Source organism: Pseudonocardia hydrocarbonoxydans, from assembly GCF_006539565.1.
In the GTDB taxonomy this organism is placed as follows: domain Bacteria; phylum Actinomycetota; class Actinomycetes; order Mycobacteriales; family Pseudonocardiaceae; genus Pseudonocardia; species Pseudonocardia hydrocarbonoxydans.
Genome location: NZ_BJNG01000005.1, coordinates 1 through 16,454 on the forward strand (window position 1 = coordinate 1; position 16,454 = coordinate 16,454).

Here is a 16,454-nt window from a genome sequence, read left to right on the forward strand (position 1 = left end):
GGGCGCCGAGCGGCTGCCGTTCGCCGACGCCTCGTTCGACGTCGCCTGCTCGGCGTTCGGCGGCGTCCCCTTCGTCGCCGAGCCCGAGCGCGTCATGCGGGAGGTCGCCAGGGTCCTGCGGCCGGGCGGGCGCTGGGTCTTCGCCGTGAACCACCCGATGCGCTGGATGTTCTCCGACGACCCGGGCCCGGACGGCCTCACCGTCGTCCAGTCCTACTTCGACCGCACGCCCTACGTGGAGGTCGACGACGACGGCGCGGCCACCTACGTCGAGCACCACCGCACGATCGGCGACCGCGTGCGCGACGTCGTCGCCGCCGGGCTCGTGCTCGACGACGTCGTGGAACCGGAGTGGCCGGAGGGCCGCGACCGGGTGTGGGGGCAGTGGAGCCCGCTGCGCGGCGCGCTGTTCCCCGGCACCGCGATCTTCGTGTGCCACCGGCCGTGACGTCCGCCTGAGCCCCGGTCGACTCCGGGGACCCGGAGCATGATCGTCGGTTCGGCGCGTTTCCGGCGGCGATCCGCCGGAAACGCGCCCATGTGGTGATCATGCCCGGCCCGGCCGTCGAGGCGGCCCCGTACCGACAGGGCTCCCGCCGGCCGCCCGACGGATCAGCCGGCCCGCTCCAGCACCGCGGCCGTCTCCGCCACCGCCACCTGCTCGGCGGCATGGGCGGCCGAGACCGCGGCACCGAGACCGGCGAACAGCGCGGCGCGGTCGTCGGGCGGCAGCGGGGGCTCGCCGTCCATCCCCGCCCGCAGCTCCCAGAGCTCGGCCGCCGCGGCGGCGGCCGTGGCGCGCCCGGCGTCGCCCTCGCCCAGCACCGCCTGCTCGACGGCCGCGGTCAGCTCCCGCAGCCGGGCGAACTCGGGGACGTCGACGGGCAGCGCCGCCTCGCCGACCGCCACCCAGGCCGCGCCCGCGGCCCGCCACGCCCCGGCGGCGTCCGCGGTGGGGACCCCGAGGAGGGCGGTGGCGTCGTCGAGGCAGTCGGCGGTGAGGTCGCGCCGGTGCCCACCGGTCATCCCGACGGGCGACACTCCCTCCCAGACCGACGCCAGTGCCCCGGCCAGCCCGCGGCCGTCGGCGAACACCCGCGGCCAGCCCTTCGCCGCCGTCGCGTCGGTCACCAGCCGCGCCCACTTGCGCCAGGCCGGCAGGGCGAAGGAGGTGGACGTGCGGCGCAGCTGCGTCACGCCGTGGGTGAGCCCGGTGAGCAGCGCGGACCGCAGCGTCTCCGGCGCGAGGTCCCCGGTGGGCTCGGGCACGACGAGCAGGTTCTTGTACGACCCGACCCGGGCCCGGGCGGCGTCGAGCACCGTGACCGGGAGGGTCAACGGGGCGTGCGACCGGTCGTCGACGAGGTAGCGCTCCCCCGCCCGGCCGTGGACGACGACCACGTGCCCGCCCATCCCGTCGAACGTCGGGGGCAGGTGCCGGTGCCCCAGGATCTGCCGGTCCGGCCAGACCAGCGCGGGCCGCCCCGCGTCGACGGCGGCGGCGAGGGCACGGGCGGCGCCGACCGCTCCGCCGGTGCGCTGCACGGTCGCCGCGACGCCGAGCCGGTCGAGCGCGGCGAGGGGGGCGCGGTCGGCGTACTGCCAGTCGGCGGAGAACGCGAGCACGACGGGGCGGGAGTCGTCGTGGGCGAACTCCCACAGGATGTAGCCGGCCCCGGGCCCGCCCGCGATCCCGGACATCAGTGCCTCGGACACCTCCGTGCCCGCGCACCGCACCCCGTGGTGGGCCAGGACGTGCGCGAGCGCGGCCGCGACCGGGTCGCGTCCGCCCGACAGCCGGTAGCCCGCGGCGGAGACCGGGGCCGGGGCGGTGCCCGCCACGTGCCGGCGGGCGGTGGTGTAGCTCTCCCCGGTGCGCGCCATCCGGGCACGGATGCGGGCCTTGAGCTGCTTCTGACTCGTCATGACGCTCCACGGCCATGTCGGCGGCGCCCGGCCCACGCCCCGCGCACCGCCCGGCCGGGGTCGCGGCGGTCAGCCAGGATCACGGGTGGGCGATCCACCGAGGCTCACGAGGTCCCCTGCGCCTCCGCGCGGCCGGGCCGCGTGGGTGGCCCGATCAGGAGGTCCGGCGTGGTGGTCGCCGTGTCGGGAGTCTGCCATAGGGTGCCGTCCGTGCCCATCGATCCCGCGGATCTCCCCGCGATGCAGACCACCGAACAGCTCGCCGACCGTATGGGCATCGAGTTCGTGACGCTCACCCTGGACGAGGTCGTCGGCCGCATGCCGGTCGCGGGCAACCGGCAGCCCTTCGGCCTGCTGCACGGCGGCGCGAGCGCGGTGCTGGCCGAGACGCTGGGCTCCACGCTGTCGGCACTGCACGCGCTGCCGGAGCGCTTCCCCGTCGGCCTGGAGCTGGCCTGCACCCACCACCGGTCCGCGACGAGCGGCTACGTCACCGGGGTGGCCCGCCCGATCCACGTGGGCCGCACGACCTCGACGAGCGAGATCGTGATCACCGACGAGCAGGGCCGGCGCACCTGCACCGCGAAGCTGACCTGCCTGCACCGCGACACCCGGCCCTGAACGGCGGTCGTCTCAGTTCGCGACCCCTTCACCCAGGTAGGCCTCCTGCACGCGCGGGTCGGCGAGCAGCTCGTGCCCGGTGCCCGAGAGCGTCGTGCGGCCCAGGTCGATGACGTAGGCGTGGTCCGACAGCGCCAGCGCCGCCAGCGCGTTCTGCTCCACCAGCAGCACGGTGGTGCCCTCGGACCGGAGCTCGCGCACCGTCGAGAAGATCTTCTGCGTCATGATCGGCGAAAGCCCCATCGACGGCTCGTCGAGCATGAGCAGCTTGGGCCGCGACATCAGCGCCCGCCCGATGGCGAGCATCTGCTGCTCGCCACCGGAGAACAGGCCCGCCTTGTTGCGGCGGCGCTCACCGAGCACCGGGAACAGGTCGTAGACGCGGTCGAGATCGGCGAGGATGCCGGGCTCGTCGGAGCGGGTGTAGGCGCCCAGGCGCAGGTTCTCCTCCACCGTCATCCGCGCGAACAGCCGCCTGCCCTCGGGGCTGTGCGCCACACCGAGCCCGAGGATCTCGTGCGCGGGCAGGGCGTGGATCGGCTTCCCGTCGAGCAGGACGGTGCCGGCGACCGGCCGCAGCAGACCCGAGATCGTCCGCAGGGTCGTGGTCTTCCCGGCGCCGTTGCTCCCGATCAGGCTGACGATCTGGCCCCGCTCCACCGAGAACGTGACGCCCCGGACGGCCTGGATCGCGCCGTAGGCGACCGTCAGGTCGGTGACCTGGAGAAAACTCACGGTGTCTGCTCCCCCGCATGGATCTGCGCTTCGACTTCCTCCGGCGGCGCCCCGAGGTAGGCCTCCACGACGCGCGGGTCGCCCCGCACCTCGTCCGGCGTGCCCTCTACGAGCAGCTCGCCCTGCACCAGCACCAGCACCCGGTCGCACAGCGTGAAGATGAACTTGGTGTCGTGCTCGATGACCACGACCGAGACGCCCAGCTCGCGGATCGAGAGGATCAGCCGCCGGGTGGCCTCGGTCTCCTGCGCGTTCATGCCGGCCGTGGGCTCGTCGAGCAGCAGCACCGACGGGTCGGTGGCGAGCGCGCGGGCGATCTCGAGCCGGCGCTGGTCGCCGTAGGGCAGGTTGCGTGCGAGCTCGTCGGAGAACCTCGTCAGCCCGACGAACTCCAGCAGCTCGGCCGACCGGGTCAGCGCCTCGGCCTCGCTGCGCCGGAAGCCCGGCCCGTGCAGCAGCGAGGAGAACGGGCTCTGCTTCATCCGGCAGTGCCGACCGACCAGCACGTTCTCCTCGGCCGTCATCGACGGGAAGAGCCGGATGTTCTGGAACGTCCGGGCGACGCCCAGCTCGGTGACCTTCGCCGGGTCCTCCGGCAGCTGCTTGCCGCGCAGCGCGACCTCACCCGCGGTGGGCGAGTACAGGCCGGTCAGGCAGTTGAACAGCGTGGTCTTGCCCGCGCCGTTCGGCCCGATCAGGCCGATGACCTCGCCCTCGGTGAGGCTGAAGGAGACGTCGTTCAGCGCCGTGAGCCCACCGAAGCGCATGGTGACGCCGGTGGCGTTCAGGATCGCGTCGGTCACGACTTCTCCCCCTTCGCCTCGGCGGCGACCTTCTCCTCGGCCGCCACGATCGCCGGGTCCGTCTCCGGGGCCAGCTCGGCACGGCGGTGCGCGTCGGGGACGATGCCCTGCGGACGGAACCGCATGATGAGCACCAGCGCGATGCCGAACAGCAACAGCCGGTACTCGGAGAACTCGCGCAGCTTCTCCGGGAGCACGAACAGCACCGACGCCCCGAGCACCGCGCCGGGGATGGTGCCCATGCCGCCGAGGATGACCGCGGCGAGCAGCGTCACCGACTCCAGGAACCGGAAGCTCTCGTAGGACACCGTGCCGAGCTTGTGGGCGTAGAACGCCCCGGCCAGACCGGCGAGCATGGCCCCGATGAGGAACGCCAGGATCTTGATCGGGCCGGTGCGGATGCCCATGGCGCGCGCCGCGTCCTCGTCCTCGCGGATGGCGATCCACGCCCGGCCCAGCCGGGAGAACTTCAGGTTCGCGAACACCACCATGACCGCGGAGATGATCAGCACGATCAGCACGTAGTAGAGGAAGCCCGGGGGCAGTTCCAGCGCGCCGATCTCGACGCCCTCGTTGAAGTCGGTGCCGAACAGCGACACCGGCGGGATGTTCGGGATGGCGTTCGAGCCGCCGGTCAGCCCGCCGATGTTGTTCTGCGCGCTGCGGACGAAGATCTCGCCGAAGGCCAGCGTGACGATGGCCAGGTAGTCACCGCGCACGCGCAACGTCGGTGAGCCGACGATCGCCCCGAAGATCCCGGCGATGATCGCCGCGATGACCATGACCAGCGGGAACGGCAGGGTGATCCCGATCGTCGACGCCGCCGCCCCGGACAGGTTCGCCGCGACGAAGGCGCCGATGCCGAGGAACGCCACGTAGCCGAGGTCGAGCAGGCCCGCGAGCCCGACGACGATGTTCAGCCCGATCGCGGTGGCCGCGTACACGCCGATGGTGGCCGCGACCGTCATCCAGTACTCGGTGCCGGCCGAGGTCAGCGGCAGCAGCAGCGCCGCGGCCAGCAGCAGCGCGACGCTGTAGAGGCGGTGCCGCTCGGTGAGCGCGGTGACCCAGGCCAGCAGCCCGGACGCCGACAGGGCGGCGATCGCCGCGCCGACGGCGGCGAGGAAGGACAGGAAGACCCCGCCCGCGTACCCGCTGCCGCCCTGCCCGCCGCTGGTCAGCACGGCCGCGACGAGCAGCAGCAGCACCACCACGACGACGACCAGCAGGGCCCGTTCGACCCAGGGGTTGAGCCGCCAGTTCCACACCGGCTGCGGCTCGATCCCGCCGGCGTTCGCGCCGACGACGAGCAGCACGCCGCCGATCAGGGCGACGATCGCGCCGAACGCGACCCCGTCGGCGACGGTGATCGCTCCCAGCCCGCCACCCTCGCCGACGATGTAGAGCCCGTTGACGACGCTGATCGCGATGACGCCGACGCCCAGTGCCCGGATCATCCGGCCCTTGGCGGGTACCGCGGCCAGCGCGAGCACGATCGCGGCGATCCCGAACAGCAGTAGGTGCAGTCGGAACCCGGTGACCCCGTAGGGCACCGTGAAGAACTCCAGCGTGGACTGCTCGGGGTAGGGACCGTCGTTGAGGACGAACGTGGCCCACGGCAGGTAGGTGCCGACGACGGTCAGCACGCCGCCCAGCACCCGCAGCGTTCTGGCGTGCGGGGCGAGCCCGGCGAGGCGACCGGTCGGCTCGGGAACCGCGGCCGGTCTCGGCTTCTCGATGGTCGTCATGCCCGCACCCGCTCCGTCTCTCCGAAGAAGCCCTGCGGCCGGAAGACCAGCACGGCGATCAGGACCACGAAGATCCAGACGTAGTCGTAGGGGGTGCCGCCGGGCAGGTACTGCCCGCCGAGCGTCTTGACCAGGCCGATCACCAGACCACCCGCGACCGCGCCCTTGATGTTGCCGATGCCACCCAGCACCGCCGCGGTGAACGCGAACAGGCCGTTCTGCAGACCGATGTTGATGTTGATGAGGCCCAGGTCGGCGCCGTAGAGGATGCCGGCGACGCCGGCCAGCGCCGCGCCGAGGACGAAGGTCAGCACGATGACGCGGTCCGGGTTGATGCCCATCAGACGGGCGACGTCGCGGTCCTGCGAGGTGGCCCGCATGGCCCGGCCCATTCGCGAGTTGTTGACGAAGGTGTTGAGCGCGAACGCGAGCAACAGCGACACCACGATGATCAGCATCCCGGTGTAGCGGATCGGCACGATGCCGTCGCCGATCGGGATGGCCAGCGTGCCCTCGACGAACACCTTGGGGAACGGCACGGCCGCGGTCGCGTTCGGGTAGAACACCCGCACGGCCTCCTGCAGTGCCACCGAGACGCCGAGTGCGGTGATGAGCGGGGCCAGCCGGGGGGCGTTGCGCAGCGGACGGTAGGCGAAGCGCTCCATCAGCACCGCCACCACGACGGCGATGGCGGCGCCGGCGATCAGCAGCAGCGGCAGCGCGAACCACCACTGGTTCTGGATCGCGGTGGGCAGCAGGTAGGTGAACATGGCCAGGCCCCCGTAGGAGCCCACCATGAAGATCTCTCCGTGGGCGAAGTTGATCAGCTGGATGATCCCGTAGACCATCGTGTAGCCCAGGGCGATCAGACCGATCAACGATCCCAGGATCAGGCCGTTGACGACCTGGGACAGGAACGTGGACAGCAAGAGGGGTCCCTCCTACGCCGCGATGGGGGTGGGCTCTTGGCCCACCCCCATCGCCCGGCTCAGACGCATCGGCCCCGGTCGGGGCCGAGTTTCAACTCGACTGAACGATCAACCCGCCTCGTAGGTACCGGTCTCCAGCGGGACGAAGGCGTCGCCCTCGACGGTGTAGACCGTCAGGAGCTTGTTGGTCGTGTCACCGAACTCGTCGAAGGTGACCGGGCCGGCCGCCCCCTCGTAGTCGGTGGCCTGGACCGCCTCGACGACGGCCGCGCGGGTGTCCTCGGACCAGTCGCCCCCGTTGAGCGCGGTGACCAGCGAGTTGATGATGATGTTGGTGGCGTCGTAGGTGAGGGCGCCGTAGGTCTCGTAGTCCTCGACGTAGTTCGCCGCCTCGTAGTCGGAGATGAACTGCTGCGCGCTCTCCAGGTCCTCGGCCGGGGCGCCGACGCTGGTGCCCAGGTCACCGGGCCGACCACCGAGCGGGACGTACTCGGCGTTGATCAGGGCGTCGCCGCCCATGACCGGGATGTTCAGGCCGCCGGCGGCGATCTGCGCCGACAGCGGGCCCGCCGCCGGGTACTCGCCGCCGTAGTAGACCGCGTCCGGGTTGACTGCGCGGATGTTGGTGACGACTCCGGAGAAGTCGGTGTCGTTCTCGCCGACCTTCTCGCGCGCGACGATGGTGGCGCCCAGGCGCTCGGCCTCGGCCGCGAACGCGGCCGCGAGCCCCGCGCCGTAGGTCTTGCCGTCGTCGATCACCGCGATGGCCCGCTTGCCGGCGGTGTTGACGAGGTACTGGGCGCCGAACGGGCCCTGCACGGCGTCGGTGGTGGCCACGCGGAAGTAGTTGTCGAAGGGCCGCTCGGGCGCGGTCTCGTAGGCCTCGCCCTGGGTCAGCGTCGGGTTGGTGTTGGCCGGCGAGATCTGGACGATGCCGCGCTGCTGCAGGATCGGCTGGACCGTCTGGGCGGTGGAGGAGTTCAGCGTGCCGACGACGCCGACGACGTTGGCGTCCGACGCGAGGCGCGTGGCCGCGTTGGCCGCGATGGGCGGCAGGGACTGGTCGTCCTCGGCCTGCAGCCGCAGCGCGTAGCCGGGGACGGTGCAGTTCTGGTTGGCCTGGTCGATCGCCAGGTCGGCCGAGTTCTGCATGCCGAGCCCGAGGGCCGACAGGTTGCCGGACAGGGGTGCGACGAGCCCGACGACCAGGGTGCCCTTGCTGGTGTCGCAAGCGCCGGCGGCGGCCCCGCCACCCTCTTCCCGGTTGGTGCCGCACGCCGAGAGCGCGAGCGCCCCGGCGAGGATCGCGGCGGTGACGACAGCGCGCCTCCGGCTCATACTGATGTCCTTCCGTACTGCAGCGTCTTCGTGGTGCGGCGCCCGATCGCCGCGATGCTCCCACCTGTTGAGAGCCCCGGGGACGTTAGACGTGCGGCCGTCTCCACGTCACCATCCCGAAGCCGTCCTTTACCGGACCGCAACTCGGACACAGCGCACGGTGACCGCCCGTGTCGCCGTGCGTGAGCAAGATCAGGCTCGGGGCGGGTTCAGCCCGTCGACGACGGCCTCGGCGACGGCCTTCATCGTCGTGCGGCGGTCCATCGCGGTGCGCTGGATCCAGCGGAAGGCGTCGGGCTCCGACATCGACTGCCGGCTCATCAGCAGTCCCTTGGCCCGGTCGACGAGCTTGCGGGTCTCCAACCGGTCGGTCAGCGTGGCGACCTCGTCCTCCAGGGCCTTCTTCTCCGCGAACCGCGACACCGCCAGCTCGATCGCGGGCACCAGCTCGTGGCGTGCGAACGGCTTCACCAGGTACGCCATCGCACCGGCGTCGCGCGCCTGCTCGATGAGCTCGCGCTGGCTGAACGCCGTCAGCATCACGACCGGGGCGATGCGCTCCCCCACGATCTCGCCCGCGGCCGCGATCCCGTCGACCTTCGGCATCTTGACGTCCATGATCACGAGGTCGGGGGACAGCTCGCGGGCCAGCCGGACGGCCTGCTCGCCGTCACCGGCCTCGCCCGCCACGACGTAGCCCTCCTCGCGCAGCATCTCGGTGAGGTCCAGGCGGATCAGCGCCTCGTCCTCGACCACCAGCACGCGCCAGCCGTCGGCCGGTCGGGCCTCGTCCGCGGGGCCGCTCTCCTGGGAAACCGACTGGGTCACCGGGGCATCTCCTTCACCGGGGTGGGGTGGTACCGGAAAGGATTCAGAATAGCCGGACCTGCGGAGGAGCCGCGCTGTGATCTCCGGGGCAACGGCACCGGGTATCGTGACCTCCGCCGCCCCCGTAGGCCAACCGGCAGAGCCAATGGATTCAAAACCCATTCAGTGTGCGTTCGAATCGCACCGGGGGCACTCGATCTCTCCGCCGCCCGACGCGCCGGAGCGTTGCCGGGGCCGAACCCGCATCCGGATGGCACCGTGGGCCCATGGACCGCGATCGTGACGACGCCGGGCGCGCCCGCAACGCCCGGCCCCGCGACGCCTCGGGCAGGCCGCTCCCCCGCGGGGCCACCGGGGTCGACCGGGTGCCGGAGGATCTCGTGCTCCCGGCCGCCGAGGCCGTCGCGGAGGCGCAGCGGCTGCTCGACGCGGGCAACCCGTTCGGCGCCCACGAGGTGCTGGAGGGCTCGTGGAAGGCCGCGCCGGAGGCGGAGCGCGGGTTGTGGCGGGCACTGGCCCAGGTCGCCGTGGGCCTCACGCACGCCCAGCGCGGGAACGCCCGTGGCGCCGTCGCGTTGCTGGACCGCGGCGCCGACGGGCTGCGGCGCTGGGTGGGCACCCCGCCGGCCGGTGTCGACGCCGCAGGCGTCGCCGACCACGCCGACGCGCTCGCCCGCCGGATCCGGGGCGGAGCCGTCGCCGCGGACGAGGACCTGCGCCCCCCGCTCAGCCGGTCCTGACCCACGCGCGGCCGCGGGTGCGCGGCCCTACGGTCGGACACGTGACCGATGACGTGTTCCCGCCGGGCTTCTTCGACCGCGCCGACCCCTCCCCCGACGCGGACTTCTACGGCCCCCCGCGGCTGGTCACCCACATCGACGACCGGGCGATCGCCGCGGTCGGGGCGCTGTACGCGGACCTGGGCCTGGACGGCGAGGTGCTCGACCTGTGCTCGTCGTGGGTCTCGCACTTCTCCACCCCGCCGCGCCGGCTGGTCGGGCTGGGGATGAACGCCGCGGAGCTGGCGGCCAACCCGATGCTGGCCGGGCACGTGGTGCACGACCTCAACACCGACCCGGTGCTCCCCTTCCCCGACGCCTCCTTCGACGACGCCACCTGCTGCGTCTCGGTCGACTACCTCGTCGAGCCGGTCACGGTGTTCCGCGAGGTCGCGCGGGTGCTGCGGCCCGGCGGGCGGTTCGTCGTCACCTTCTCGAACCGCTGCTTCCCGACCAAGGCGATCCGTGGCTGGCTGCACACCGACGACGAGGCGCACCTGCAGATCGTCAACGCGTTCTTCGTGCTGTCGGAGGGCTTCGGGGAGGTCCGCGGGGGCCTGCGCACGCCGCCGGGGCCGGGCGACCCGCTCTACGCCGTGTGGGCCGGTCGCCGCTAACGCGGCATGCGGCGCCACAGCGCGCGCGGGGCGTGCCGCAGCACCCCGAACAGCGGCCGCAGCACCCCGGGCACCCACACCTCCCCGCGCCCCGCCCGCAGCGCGCGGACGGTGGCCTCGGCGACCTGCGCGGGCGTCGAGGAGAACGGGGCGGGTGCCATCCCCTCGGTCATCCGCCCGACCACGAACCCGGGCCGCACGAGCAGCAGCCGCACCCCGGTGCCGTGCAGGGCGTCGGCGAGGCCGGAGGCGAACCCGTCGAGGCCCGCCTTCGCCGAGCCGTAGACGTAGTTGGCGCGCCGGACCCGGGCCCCGGCGACGGAGGAGAACACCACCAGGTCGCCGCTCCCCTGCGCGCGCAGCACCTGCGCGAGGTGGGTCAGCACGGCGACGTGGGCGACGTAGTCGGTGTGCACGACGGCCAGCGCGTGCTCGACCTCGCGCTCGGCGCGGGCCTGCTCGCCGAGGATCCCGAAGGCGACGACGACGGTGTCGAGCCGGCCGTGCGCGGCCACCACCGAGTCGAGGACGGCGCGGTGGCGGGCGAGGTCGTCGGCGTCGAACTCCACCCGGTCGACGGCGGCGGCGCCCGCGTCGAGCAGGGCCTTCTCCTCGTCGTCCAGATCGGTGTGGCGCCGGGCCGCCAGCACCACGGTGGACCCGGGGGCGAGCCGCCGCGCCACCTCCAGCCCGATCTCGCTGCGTCCGCCGAGCACCAGCACCGTTCCCATGCGGCGAGCATGCCCTAGCGTGGTGGGGTGTCCGACATGCCGCTCGACGGACGACGCGCCGCGGTGCTCGGCTCGCCGGTCGCCCACTCCCTGTCCCCCGTCCTGCACACCGCGGCGTACGCGGCACTCGGCCTGCACTCCTGGCGCTACGACCGCCACGAGTGCGCCGAGGACGCCCTGGCCGGGTTCGTCGACGGGCTGGGACCCGAGTGGGCCGGGCTGTCGCTGACGATGCCGCTCAAGCGGGTGGCCCTCGACGTCGCCGACGCCGTCTCCCCGCTCGCGGCGGCCACCGGCGCGGCCAACACGCTGGTGTTCCGCGACGGCGGCCGGTTCGCCGACAACACCGACGTCGCCGGGATCGTCGCCGCACTGGGCCCCGTGACGGGCCGCGCGGTCGTCCTCGGCGCGGGCGGCACCGCCCAGGCCGCGCTGGCGGCGCTGCGGGAGGCCGGGATCGGCGAGGTCACCGTGCTCGTGCGGTCCGCCGCCCGCGCCGGGGAGCTGCGGGCGGCCGCGCGCCGCCTCGGTGTCGACCCGGTCGTCGACGAGGCACTGGCCGACCCCGCACGCGCGGCCGCGGTGCTGGAGCGGGCCGACGTGGTCGTCTCGACGCTGCCCGGGGGTGCCGCCGACGACCTGCGCGGCGCGGCCGGCACGGTGCTCGACGTCGTCTACGCGCCCTGGCCCACCGCCTTCGCCGCGGCGGCCGCGGCAGCGGGGGCGCGGGTCGTCAGCGGGCTGGAGATGCTGCTGCACCAGGCCGTCGCGCAGGTGGAGCTGATGACCGGGCGACCCGGCCCCGTCGACGCCATGCGCGCGGCCCTGGACGACGCGGTGGCCGCCCGTGCCTCCTGAGCCCCGCACCTGCGTGGCCTGCGGGCGGCGCATCGAGTGGCGCAAGAAGTGGGAGCGCGACTGGGAGAACGTGCGCTACTGCTCGGCCGGGTGCCGCCGCCGCGGGGTCCGCGACGTCGACCGCGAGCTCGAGACGGCCATCACCGACCTGCTCGCGTCCCGGGCGGGCACGATCTGCCCGTCCGAGGCCGCCCGCCGCGTCGACGCCGAGGGCTGGCGGGAGCTGATGGAGCCCGCGCGCCGCGCCGCGCGCCGGCTCGTGGAGGCGGGCGGGGTGGAGATCACCCAGGGCGGCCGGGTGGTGGACCCGTCGACGGCGAAGGGGCCGATCCGGATCCGGCGGCGGGCCCGATGAGCGTGTGCACCGCCACGAGGTAGTCGCCGCCCTCGTAGGGCAGCCGGTCCCACGTGGCGTAGCGGGCGTGCGGGCTCAGCCCCGCGTCGGCGCACCAGGCGTCGTAATCGGCGGACGTCGGCCAGCCGTCCTGGAGCGCGAAGCCCGCGACCACCCGTCCCCCGGCGACGAGGTGCCGGGCGCACGCGGCCACCAGCTCGGCCCGGCGCCCGGCGTAGGGGATCACGTTGCCGGCCAGCACGACCACGTCGAACCGCTCGGGGCGCTCCAGGTCGGCGAGGTCGAGCTGCAGCCACTCGACGTCGGGCGCCTTGGCCCGGGCCGCGGCGATCATGTCCGGGTCCGGGTCGACGCCGAGCACCGCGATGCCGTGGCGGGCCAGCTCGATCCCGACGCGGCCCGTGCCGCACCCGCCGTCGAGCACGCTGCGCGGCCCCATCGACCGCACCAGGTCGGCCTCGCCGTGCGGGTTGCCGCCCTCGGCCGCCATCCGGGCCCAGCGCGCGTCGTAGCCGTCGAGATCGACCTGGTCGCGCCACTGCGACCAGTCCGGTGGCAGCGTCACGGGGTCGCCACCAGCGCCGCGAGTGCGCGGACGAACGCCTCGGCCCGGGCCGACTCGGTGACGGTGAACGGGGCCCACGACCGGCGTGCCACCAGCCAGCCGTCGCCGGGGGCGGGCACGGCGAGGACGTGGTCGTCGTCGGCGGCCGGCTCCTCGTCGGCGACGTCCACGGCGTCGGCGTGCAGCAGCGCGCCCAGCGCCGACGCCGGGTCACCGGTCTGCACGGCCTGCGCGGCGAGGTCCAGCGCGCGGGTCTGACCGTCGACGAGGTCGTGCGGGTCGGCCTCGGTGACCAGCACCGCGCCCGCCGCCCGTCCGACGGCCGCGCGGACCGCACCGGCGAGGAGGTCGCGGTCGGTGGCGCCGCCGACCACCAGCTCGTCGACGACGGACTCCGAGTCCTGCCCGTGCACCGAGAGCCCCAGGATGTTGCCCCCGGCGGACGCGACGGCCTCGGCGAGGCGCGCGAGCGCACCGGACTCGTCGGGCAGCCGGACCCGGACGCGGTGCAGCGTGGCCGAGCCGCCGGAGCGGCGCAGCAGCGGTGCCGGGTCCGGGACGGCGCGCAGGTGCGGCCCGTCGGCCGCGGAGCGGGCGATCAGGCGCTGGCCGGGCCCGTACGCGGGCACGCCCATCGCCTGCAGCGCGGCCCACATCGTCACCTGGTTCGCCGTGAGCACCGGCTTGCCGAGCTCGCGCTCCAGGGGGGCGATGACGTCGTAGGTGGCGAGGTTGGTGCAGGAGATGAACACGGCCTCGGCGTCGGGACGGTCGGCCGCACGGGCCGCGGCGACCACCTCGTCGTAGGAGACGCGCCAGATCTGGCCGAGCAGGCCGAGCCCGACCGCCGACGTCGAGGAGATGCCGTGCGCGGCGAGGAACGCGCCGAGCAGCTCGGTGAGCGAGTCGACGTAGGGCGTCACGATCGCCACCCGGCCCGCCCCCAGCGCGCCGAGCGCGGAGACCAGCGCGCCCGCGGTGGTCAGCGCGTGCCGCGCGCCGGCCTCGTGCATGACGTCGAGCAGCGCCCGCTCCCCCGCGACGCCGTCGACGAAGCTGCCCGAGGTGCAGGCGTAGGCGACGACCCCGGTGCCCGGATGGAGCAGGTCGCGGGTGGCGCTGCGGACCGGCTCGGGATCGCTGATCGCCCGCGCCATCTCCGCCGTGACCGGCGACGGGACGAACGGCGTGCGCGTCAGGTGCAGCTCCACCGGCTCCGGCACCCAGCGCCACAGCTCCCGGTCGAGCGCGAAGTCGAAGGGGACGATCACGCCGATCCCCCCGGCCGGGTCGGGGGGCGGGAACGCGCCGGTCTCCTGCTGCATGCGCACACGGTAGAGCCCACTCCATTTCGGCTGTGTATCGGATGGGTGACACACCACCCGGCCGGGGAGGAACACGATCGCCCCGCGGATGGTTGACCTCGCACATGCAGGTGGAGATCTGGTCCGACGTCGTCTGCCCGTGGTGCGCGATCGGCAAACGCCGGTTCGAGGCCGCGCTGGAGCGGTTCGCGCACCGCGACGAGGTGACGGTCCGCTGGCGCAGCTTCGAGCTCGACCCCGGCGCACCGCAGGAACGCGGCGGCACCCTCGTCGAGCACCTCGCCGCGAAGTACGGCACCGCACCCGAGCAGGCGCTGGGCATGATCCGGCAGATGTCGGACACCGCCGCCGCCGACGGGTGGGAGTTCGACCTCGAGCACGCCCGCGGCGGCAACACCGTCGACGCGCACCGGCTCATCCACCTCGGCGCGGAGCACGGGATCCAGGACGCGGTGAAGGAGCGGCTGCTGCGCGCGTACGTCGCCGAGCGGGAGCCGATCGGCGACCACGCCGCGCTGACCCGCCTCGCCGTCGAGGCCGGGCTGGACGAAGCCGAGGTCCGCGACGTGCTCGCCGGCGACCGGTTCCTCGACGAGGTTCGCGCCGACGAGCGGCAGGCGCACGCCTACGGGATCAGCGGGGTGCCGTTCTTCGTGGTCGACGCGAAGTACGGGGTGTCCGGCGCCCAGCCCGCCGACGCCCTGCTCCAGGTGTTGGAGACGGCCTGGGCCGAGGCCCACCCGCTCCAGGTGCTCACCCCGGCCGGGGAGAGCTGCGCGGACGGGAGCTGCGCCGTCTGAGCCCGGTCTAGCCGCCCGCCGGGCGCCGCGGTCGGCACACCAGGACCGGGCAGGGCGCGGAGTGCTGCACGCGGGAGGCGGTGCTGCCCAGCAGGATGGTCGAGGTCAGGCCGCGCCCGCCGGCCGCGAGCGACACGAGCTCGGCCGAGACCTCCTCGGCGGCCCGCACGATCTCGGTGGCGGGTGAGCCGCTGCGCACCTGCCGGTGGACCGTCGGCCCCCAGCCGTCGAACACGGCGGCCACCAGCGCGACGGCGGCCTCGGCCTCGGCCTGGAAGCTGAGCTCGGTCGGGTCGGTGTGGCGCCCGGGGGTCAGCTCGTTGGCGAAGGGCACCGCCGCGTGCGGGCTGACCACGGCCACGACGGTGACCTCGGTGACCTCGCGGGAGTCGGCGATCCGCCGGAACTGCTCGTCGAGAACCGGTTCCCGGCCGTAGCTGAAGGAGACCGACCGCAGCTCGATCCGGCCCCGGACCGGGCGGACCGTGGACCCCGGCCGGTCGGTGACCTCGACCGGGGTGTCCAGGACGTCCCGGATCCGCTCGGCCGCGGCCATCCCCTTGGTCAGCACCGTGGACAGCTTCGACAGCGACCGGACCGGCTTGTACAGCGACGCGAGGTAGCTGAGGAAGACCAGCAGCACGCCGAGGGTCAGCCGGCCGTCGATGACCCGCCACGCCCCGAACCACAGGACGGTCGCGGTGGAGACGACGGCGGCGACCTCGACCATCGGGGCGAGGCCGGACTGCAGCCGCACCGCGTCCAGGCCGGCGCGCAGGCTGGTGCGCGAGAGCCCGGTGAACCGGGCGAGCCGGTCGTCCTCCATGGTGAAGGCCTGCACCAGGTGCACCGCGGCGAGGTCCTCGCTTGCCGCGGAGGCCAGCGCGCCGTCGGCCTTGCGCACCCTGCGCGCGGCGAGCCGCAGGCGTTGCCGGGACCGGTGGGTGACCAGCACCAGCAGCGGCAGGGCGAGCACCGCCAGCGCGGTGAACACCGGGTCGAGCACGACCATCACGGCGAACATGCCCACGACGAGCAGCAGGTTGGGGGCCAGCCCGGACAGCAGCTGGACCAGCATGTCCTGGGTGTAGCCGACGTCGCTGGTCACCCGGGCGGACAGGTCACCGACCCGGTGCGACCCGTGGTAGGCCAGCGACAGCCGGTGCAGGTGCGCGAGGACGGCCAGCCGGATGTCGTTGGCGACGTGCAGGCCCGCCGCCGCGAGCAGCCGGGCACCCCAGTAGGTGACCCCGGCCGACGCCACGACCAGCACGACCAGCGCGGCCACCGCCAGTGCCAGGCCACGGGCGGCCTCCGCACCCGTCCGCCCGGGCACCAGCACGCCGTCGACGACCGCCCGCAGCGGCCACGGCTGCGCGAGGCCGAGCCCGACCCCGGCGAGGGTGAGCAGCGAGCCGATGACCAGCGACCTGCGGTAGGGGCGCAGGTAGCCGCGGAACCCCGCGACGACGCCGGTCACGACCGCGCCCCGGTGG

Annotated in this window: 17 protein-coding genes, 1 tRNA gene and 1 pseudogene; 8 read left to right on the forward strand and 11 right to left on the reverse strand. The window is 74.0% G+C overall.

Annotated elements, in window-relative coordinates; genetic code table 11:
* On the forward strand, positions 1 to 448 hold a 448-nt coding region (locus tag PHY01_RS02695), incomplete at its 5' end, for a class I SAM-dependent methyltransferase (protein WP_141276678.1).
* A gap of 164 nt (positions 449 to 612) precedes the next feature.
* On the opposite strand, the gene PHY01_RS02700 is transcribed toward PHY01_RS02695, so the two are convergent.
* Positions 613 to 1,926, reverse strand: coding sequence for a BtrH N-terminal domain-containing protein (locus PHY01_RS02700; protein ID WP_246085652.1), 1,314 nt, complete (start codon positions 1,924 to 1,926; stop codon positions 613 to 615).
* Positions 1,927 to 2,166: 240 nt separating this feature from the next.
* On the opposite strand from PHY01_RS02700, the gene PHY01_RS02705 reads away from it, so the two are divergent.
* Positions 2,167 to 2,547 (forward strand): hotdog fold thioesterase, encoded by a 381-nt coding sequence (locus tag PHY01_RS02705; RefSeq protein WP_141277083.1) that lies wholly within the window; start codon positions 2,167 to 2,169, stop codon positions 2,545 to 2,547.
* Between the two features lie 12 nt (positions 2,548 to 2,559).
* On the opposite strand, the gene PHY01_RS02710 is transcribed toward PHY01_RS02705, so the two are convergent.
* The 6 genes from PHY01_RS02710 to PHY01_RS02735 all read right to left on the reverse strand — a co-directional run bounded on the left by PHY01_RS02710 (position 2,560) and on the right by PHY01_RS02735 (position 8,928).
* Positions 2,560 to 3,282, reverse strand: a complete 723-nt coding sequence (locus tag PHY01_RS02710; protein ID WP_141276680.1) for an ABC transporter ATP-binding protein — start codon at positions 3,280 to 3,282, stop codon at positions 2,560 to 2,562.
* A complete protein-coding gene (locus tag PHY01_RS02715; protein ID WP_246085653.1) occupies positions 3,279 to 4,085 on the reverse strand; it encodes an ABC transporter ATP-binding protein in 807 nt (268 codons plus the stop codon). Before PHY01_RS02715 ends, PHY01_RS02710 begins: the two co-directional genes overlap by 4 nt.
* Positions 4,082 to 5,833, reverse strand: a complete 1,752-nt coding sequence (locus PHY01_RS02720) for a branched-chain amino acid ABC transporter permease (RefSeq protein WP_141276682.1) — start codon at positions 5,831 to 5,833, stop codon at positions 4,082 to 4,084. The genes PHY01_RS02715 and PHY01_RS02720 overlap by 4 nt, the downstream gene beginning before the upstream one ends.
* On the reverse strand, positions 5,830 to 6,762 hold the full coding sequence (locus tag PHY01_RS02725; protein ID WP_246085654.1) for a branched-chain amino acid ABC transporter permease: 933 nt from the start codon (positions 6,760 to 6,762) through the stop codon (positions 5,830 to 5,832). The genes PHY01_RS02720 and PHY01_RS02725 overlap by 4 nt, the downstream gene beginning before the upstream one ends.
* 108 nt (positions 6,763 to 6,870) lie before the next feature.
* Positions 6,871 to 8,100 (reverse strand): branched-chain amino acid ABC transporter substrate-binding protein, encoded by a 1,230-nt coding sequence (locus PHY01_RS02730; protein ID WP_141276683.1) that lies wholly within the window; start codon positions 8,098 to 8,100, stop codon positions 6,871 to 6,873.
* Between the two features lie 192 nt (positions 8,101 to 8,292).
* Positions 8,293 to 8,928 carry an ANTAR domain-containing response regulator gene (locus PHY01_RS02735; RefSeq protein ID WP_370467377.1) on the reverse strand — a complete coding sequence of 212 codons (636 nt, stop codon included), beginning with the start codon at positions 8,926 to 8,928 and terminating at the stop codon, positions 8,293 to 8,295.
* Between the two features lie 118 nt (positions 8,929 to 9,046).
* Here PHY01_RS02735 and PHY01_RS02740 point away from each other — a divergent pair.
* The 3 genes from PHY01_RS02740 to PHY01_RS02750 all read left to right on the forward strand — a co-directional run bounded on the left by PHY01_RS02740 (position 9,047) and on the right by PHY01_RS02750 (position 10,324).
* A tRNA-Leu gene (locus tag PHY01_RS02740) sits at positions 9,047 to 9,120 on the forward strand.
* Positions 9,121 to 9,194: 74 nt separating this feature from the next.
* Positions 9,195 to 9,668, forward strand: a complete 474-nt coding sequence (locus PHY01_RS02745) for a DUF309 domain-containing protein (protein WP_141276685.1) — start codon at positions 9,195 to 9,197, stop codon at positions 9,666 to 9,668.
* 41 nt (positions 9,669 to 9,709) lie between these two features.
* Positions 9,710 to 10,324 (forward strand): methyltransferase domain-containing protein, encoded by a 615-nt coding sequence (locus tag PHY01_RS02750; RefSeq protein ID WP_141276687.1) that lies wholly within the window; start codon positions 9,710 to 9,712, stop codon positions 10,322 to 10,324.
* Here the strand turns inward: PHY01_RS02750 and dprE2 are convergent.
* Positions 10,321 to 11,055 carry a decaprenylphospho-beta-D-erythro-pentofuranosid-2-ulose 2-reductase gene (gene dprE2, locus PHY01_RS02755; protein ID WP_141276689.1) on the reverse strand — a complete coding sequence of 245 codons (735 nt, stop codon included), beginning with the start codon at positions 11,053 to 11,055 and terminating at the stop codon, positions 10,321 to 10,323. The genes PHY01_RS02750 and dprE2 overlap by 4 nt on opposite strands.
* 36 nt (positions 11,056 to 11,091) lie before the next feature.
* Between dprE2 and PHY01_RS02760 the strand changes: the two genes are divergently transcribed.
* On the forward strand, positions 11,092 to 11,913 hold the full coding sequence (locus tag PHY01_RS02760; protein WP_141277087.1) for a shikimate dehydrogenase: 822 nt from the start codon (positions 11,092 to 11,094) through the stop codon (positions 11,911 to 11,913).
* Positions 11,903 to 12,268, forward strand: a complete 366-nt coding sequence (locus tag PHY01_RS02765; protein WP_141276691.1) for a DUF3253 domain-containing protein — start codon at positions 11,903 to 11,905, stop codon at positions 12,266 to 12,268. The genes PHY01_RS02760 and PHY01_RS02765 overlap by 11 nt, the downstream gene beginning before the upstream one ends.
* Here the strand turns inward: PHY01_RS02765 and PHY01_RS02770 are convergent.
* Positions 12,195 to 12,833: a class I SAM-dependent methyltransferase gene (locus PHY01_RS02770; protein ID WP_246085655.1), complete on the reverse strand. Its 639-nt coding sequence runs from the start codon at positions 12,831 to 12,833 to the stop codon at positions 12,195 to 12,197. The genes PHY01_RS02765 and PHY01_RS02770 overlap by 74 nt on opposite strands.
* Before the next feature lie 599 nt (positions 12,834 to 13,432).
* Positions 13,433 to 14,158, reverse strand: a pseudogene (locus PHY01_RS02775) (maleate cis-trans isomerase family protein); the annotation flags it as partial.
* A 104-nt stretch (positions 14,159 to 14,262) separates the two neighbouring features.
* Between PHY01_RS02775 and PHY01_RS02780 the strand changes: the two are divergent.
* Complete coding sequence (locus PHY01_RS02780) at positions 14,263 to 14,958, forward strand: DsbA family oxidoreductase (protein WP_141276694.1); 696 nt, start codon at positions 14,263 to 14,265, stop codon at positions 14,956 to 14,958.
* A 7-nt stretch (positions 14,959 to 14,965) separates the two neighbouring features.
* Here PHY01_RS02780 and PHY01_RS02785 read toward each other — a convergent pair whose 3' ends face one another.
* Positions 14,966 to 16,438: an ABC transporter transmembrane domain-containing protein gene (locus PHY01_RS02785; protein ID WP_170183610.1), complete on the reverse strand. Its 1,473-nt coding sequence runs from the start codon at positions 16,436 to 16,438 to the stop codon at positions 14,966 to 14,968.
* Between the last annotated feature and the right edge of the window lie 16 nt (positions 16,439 to 16,454).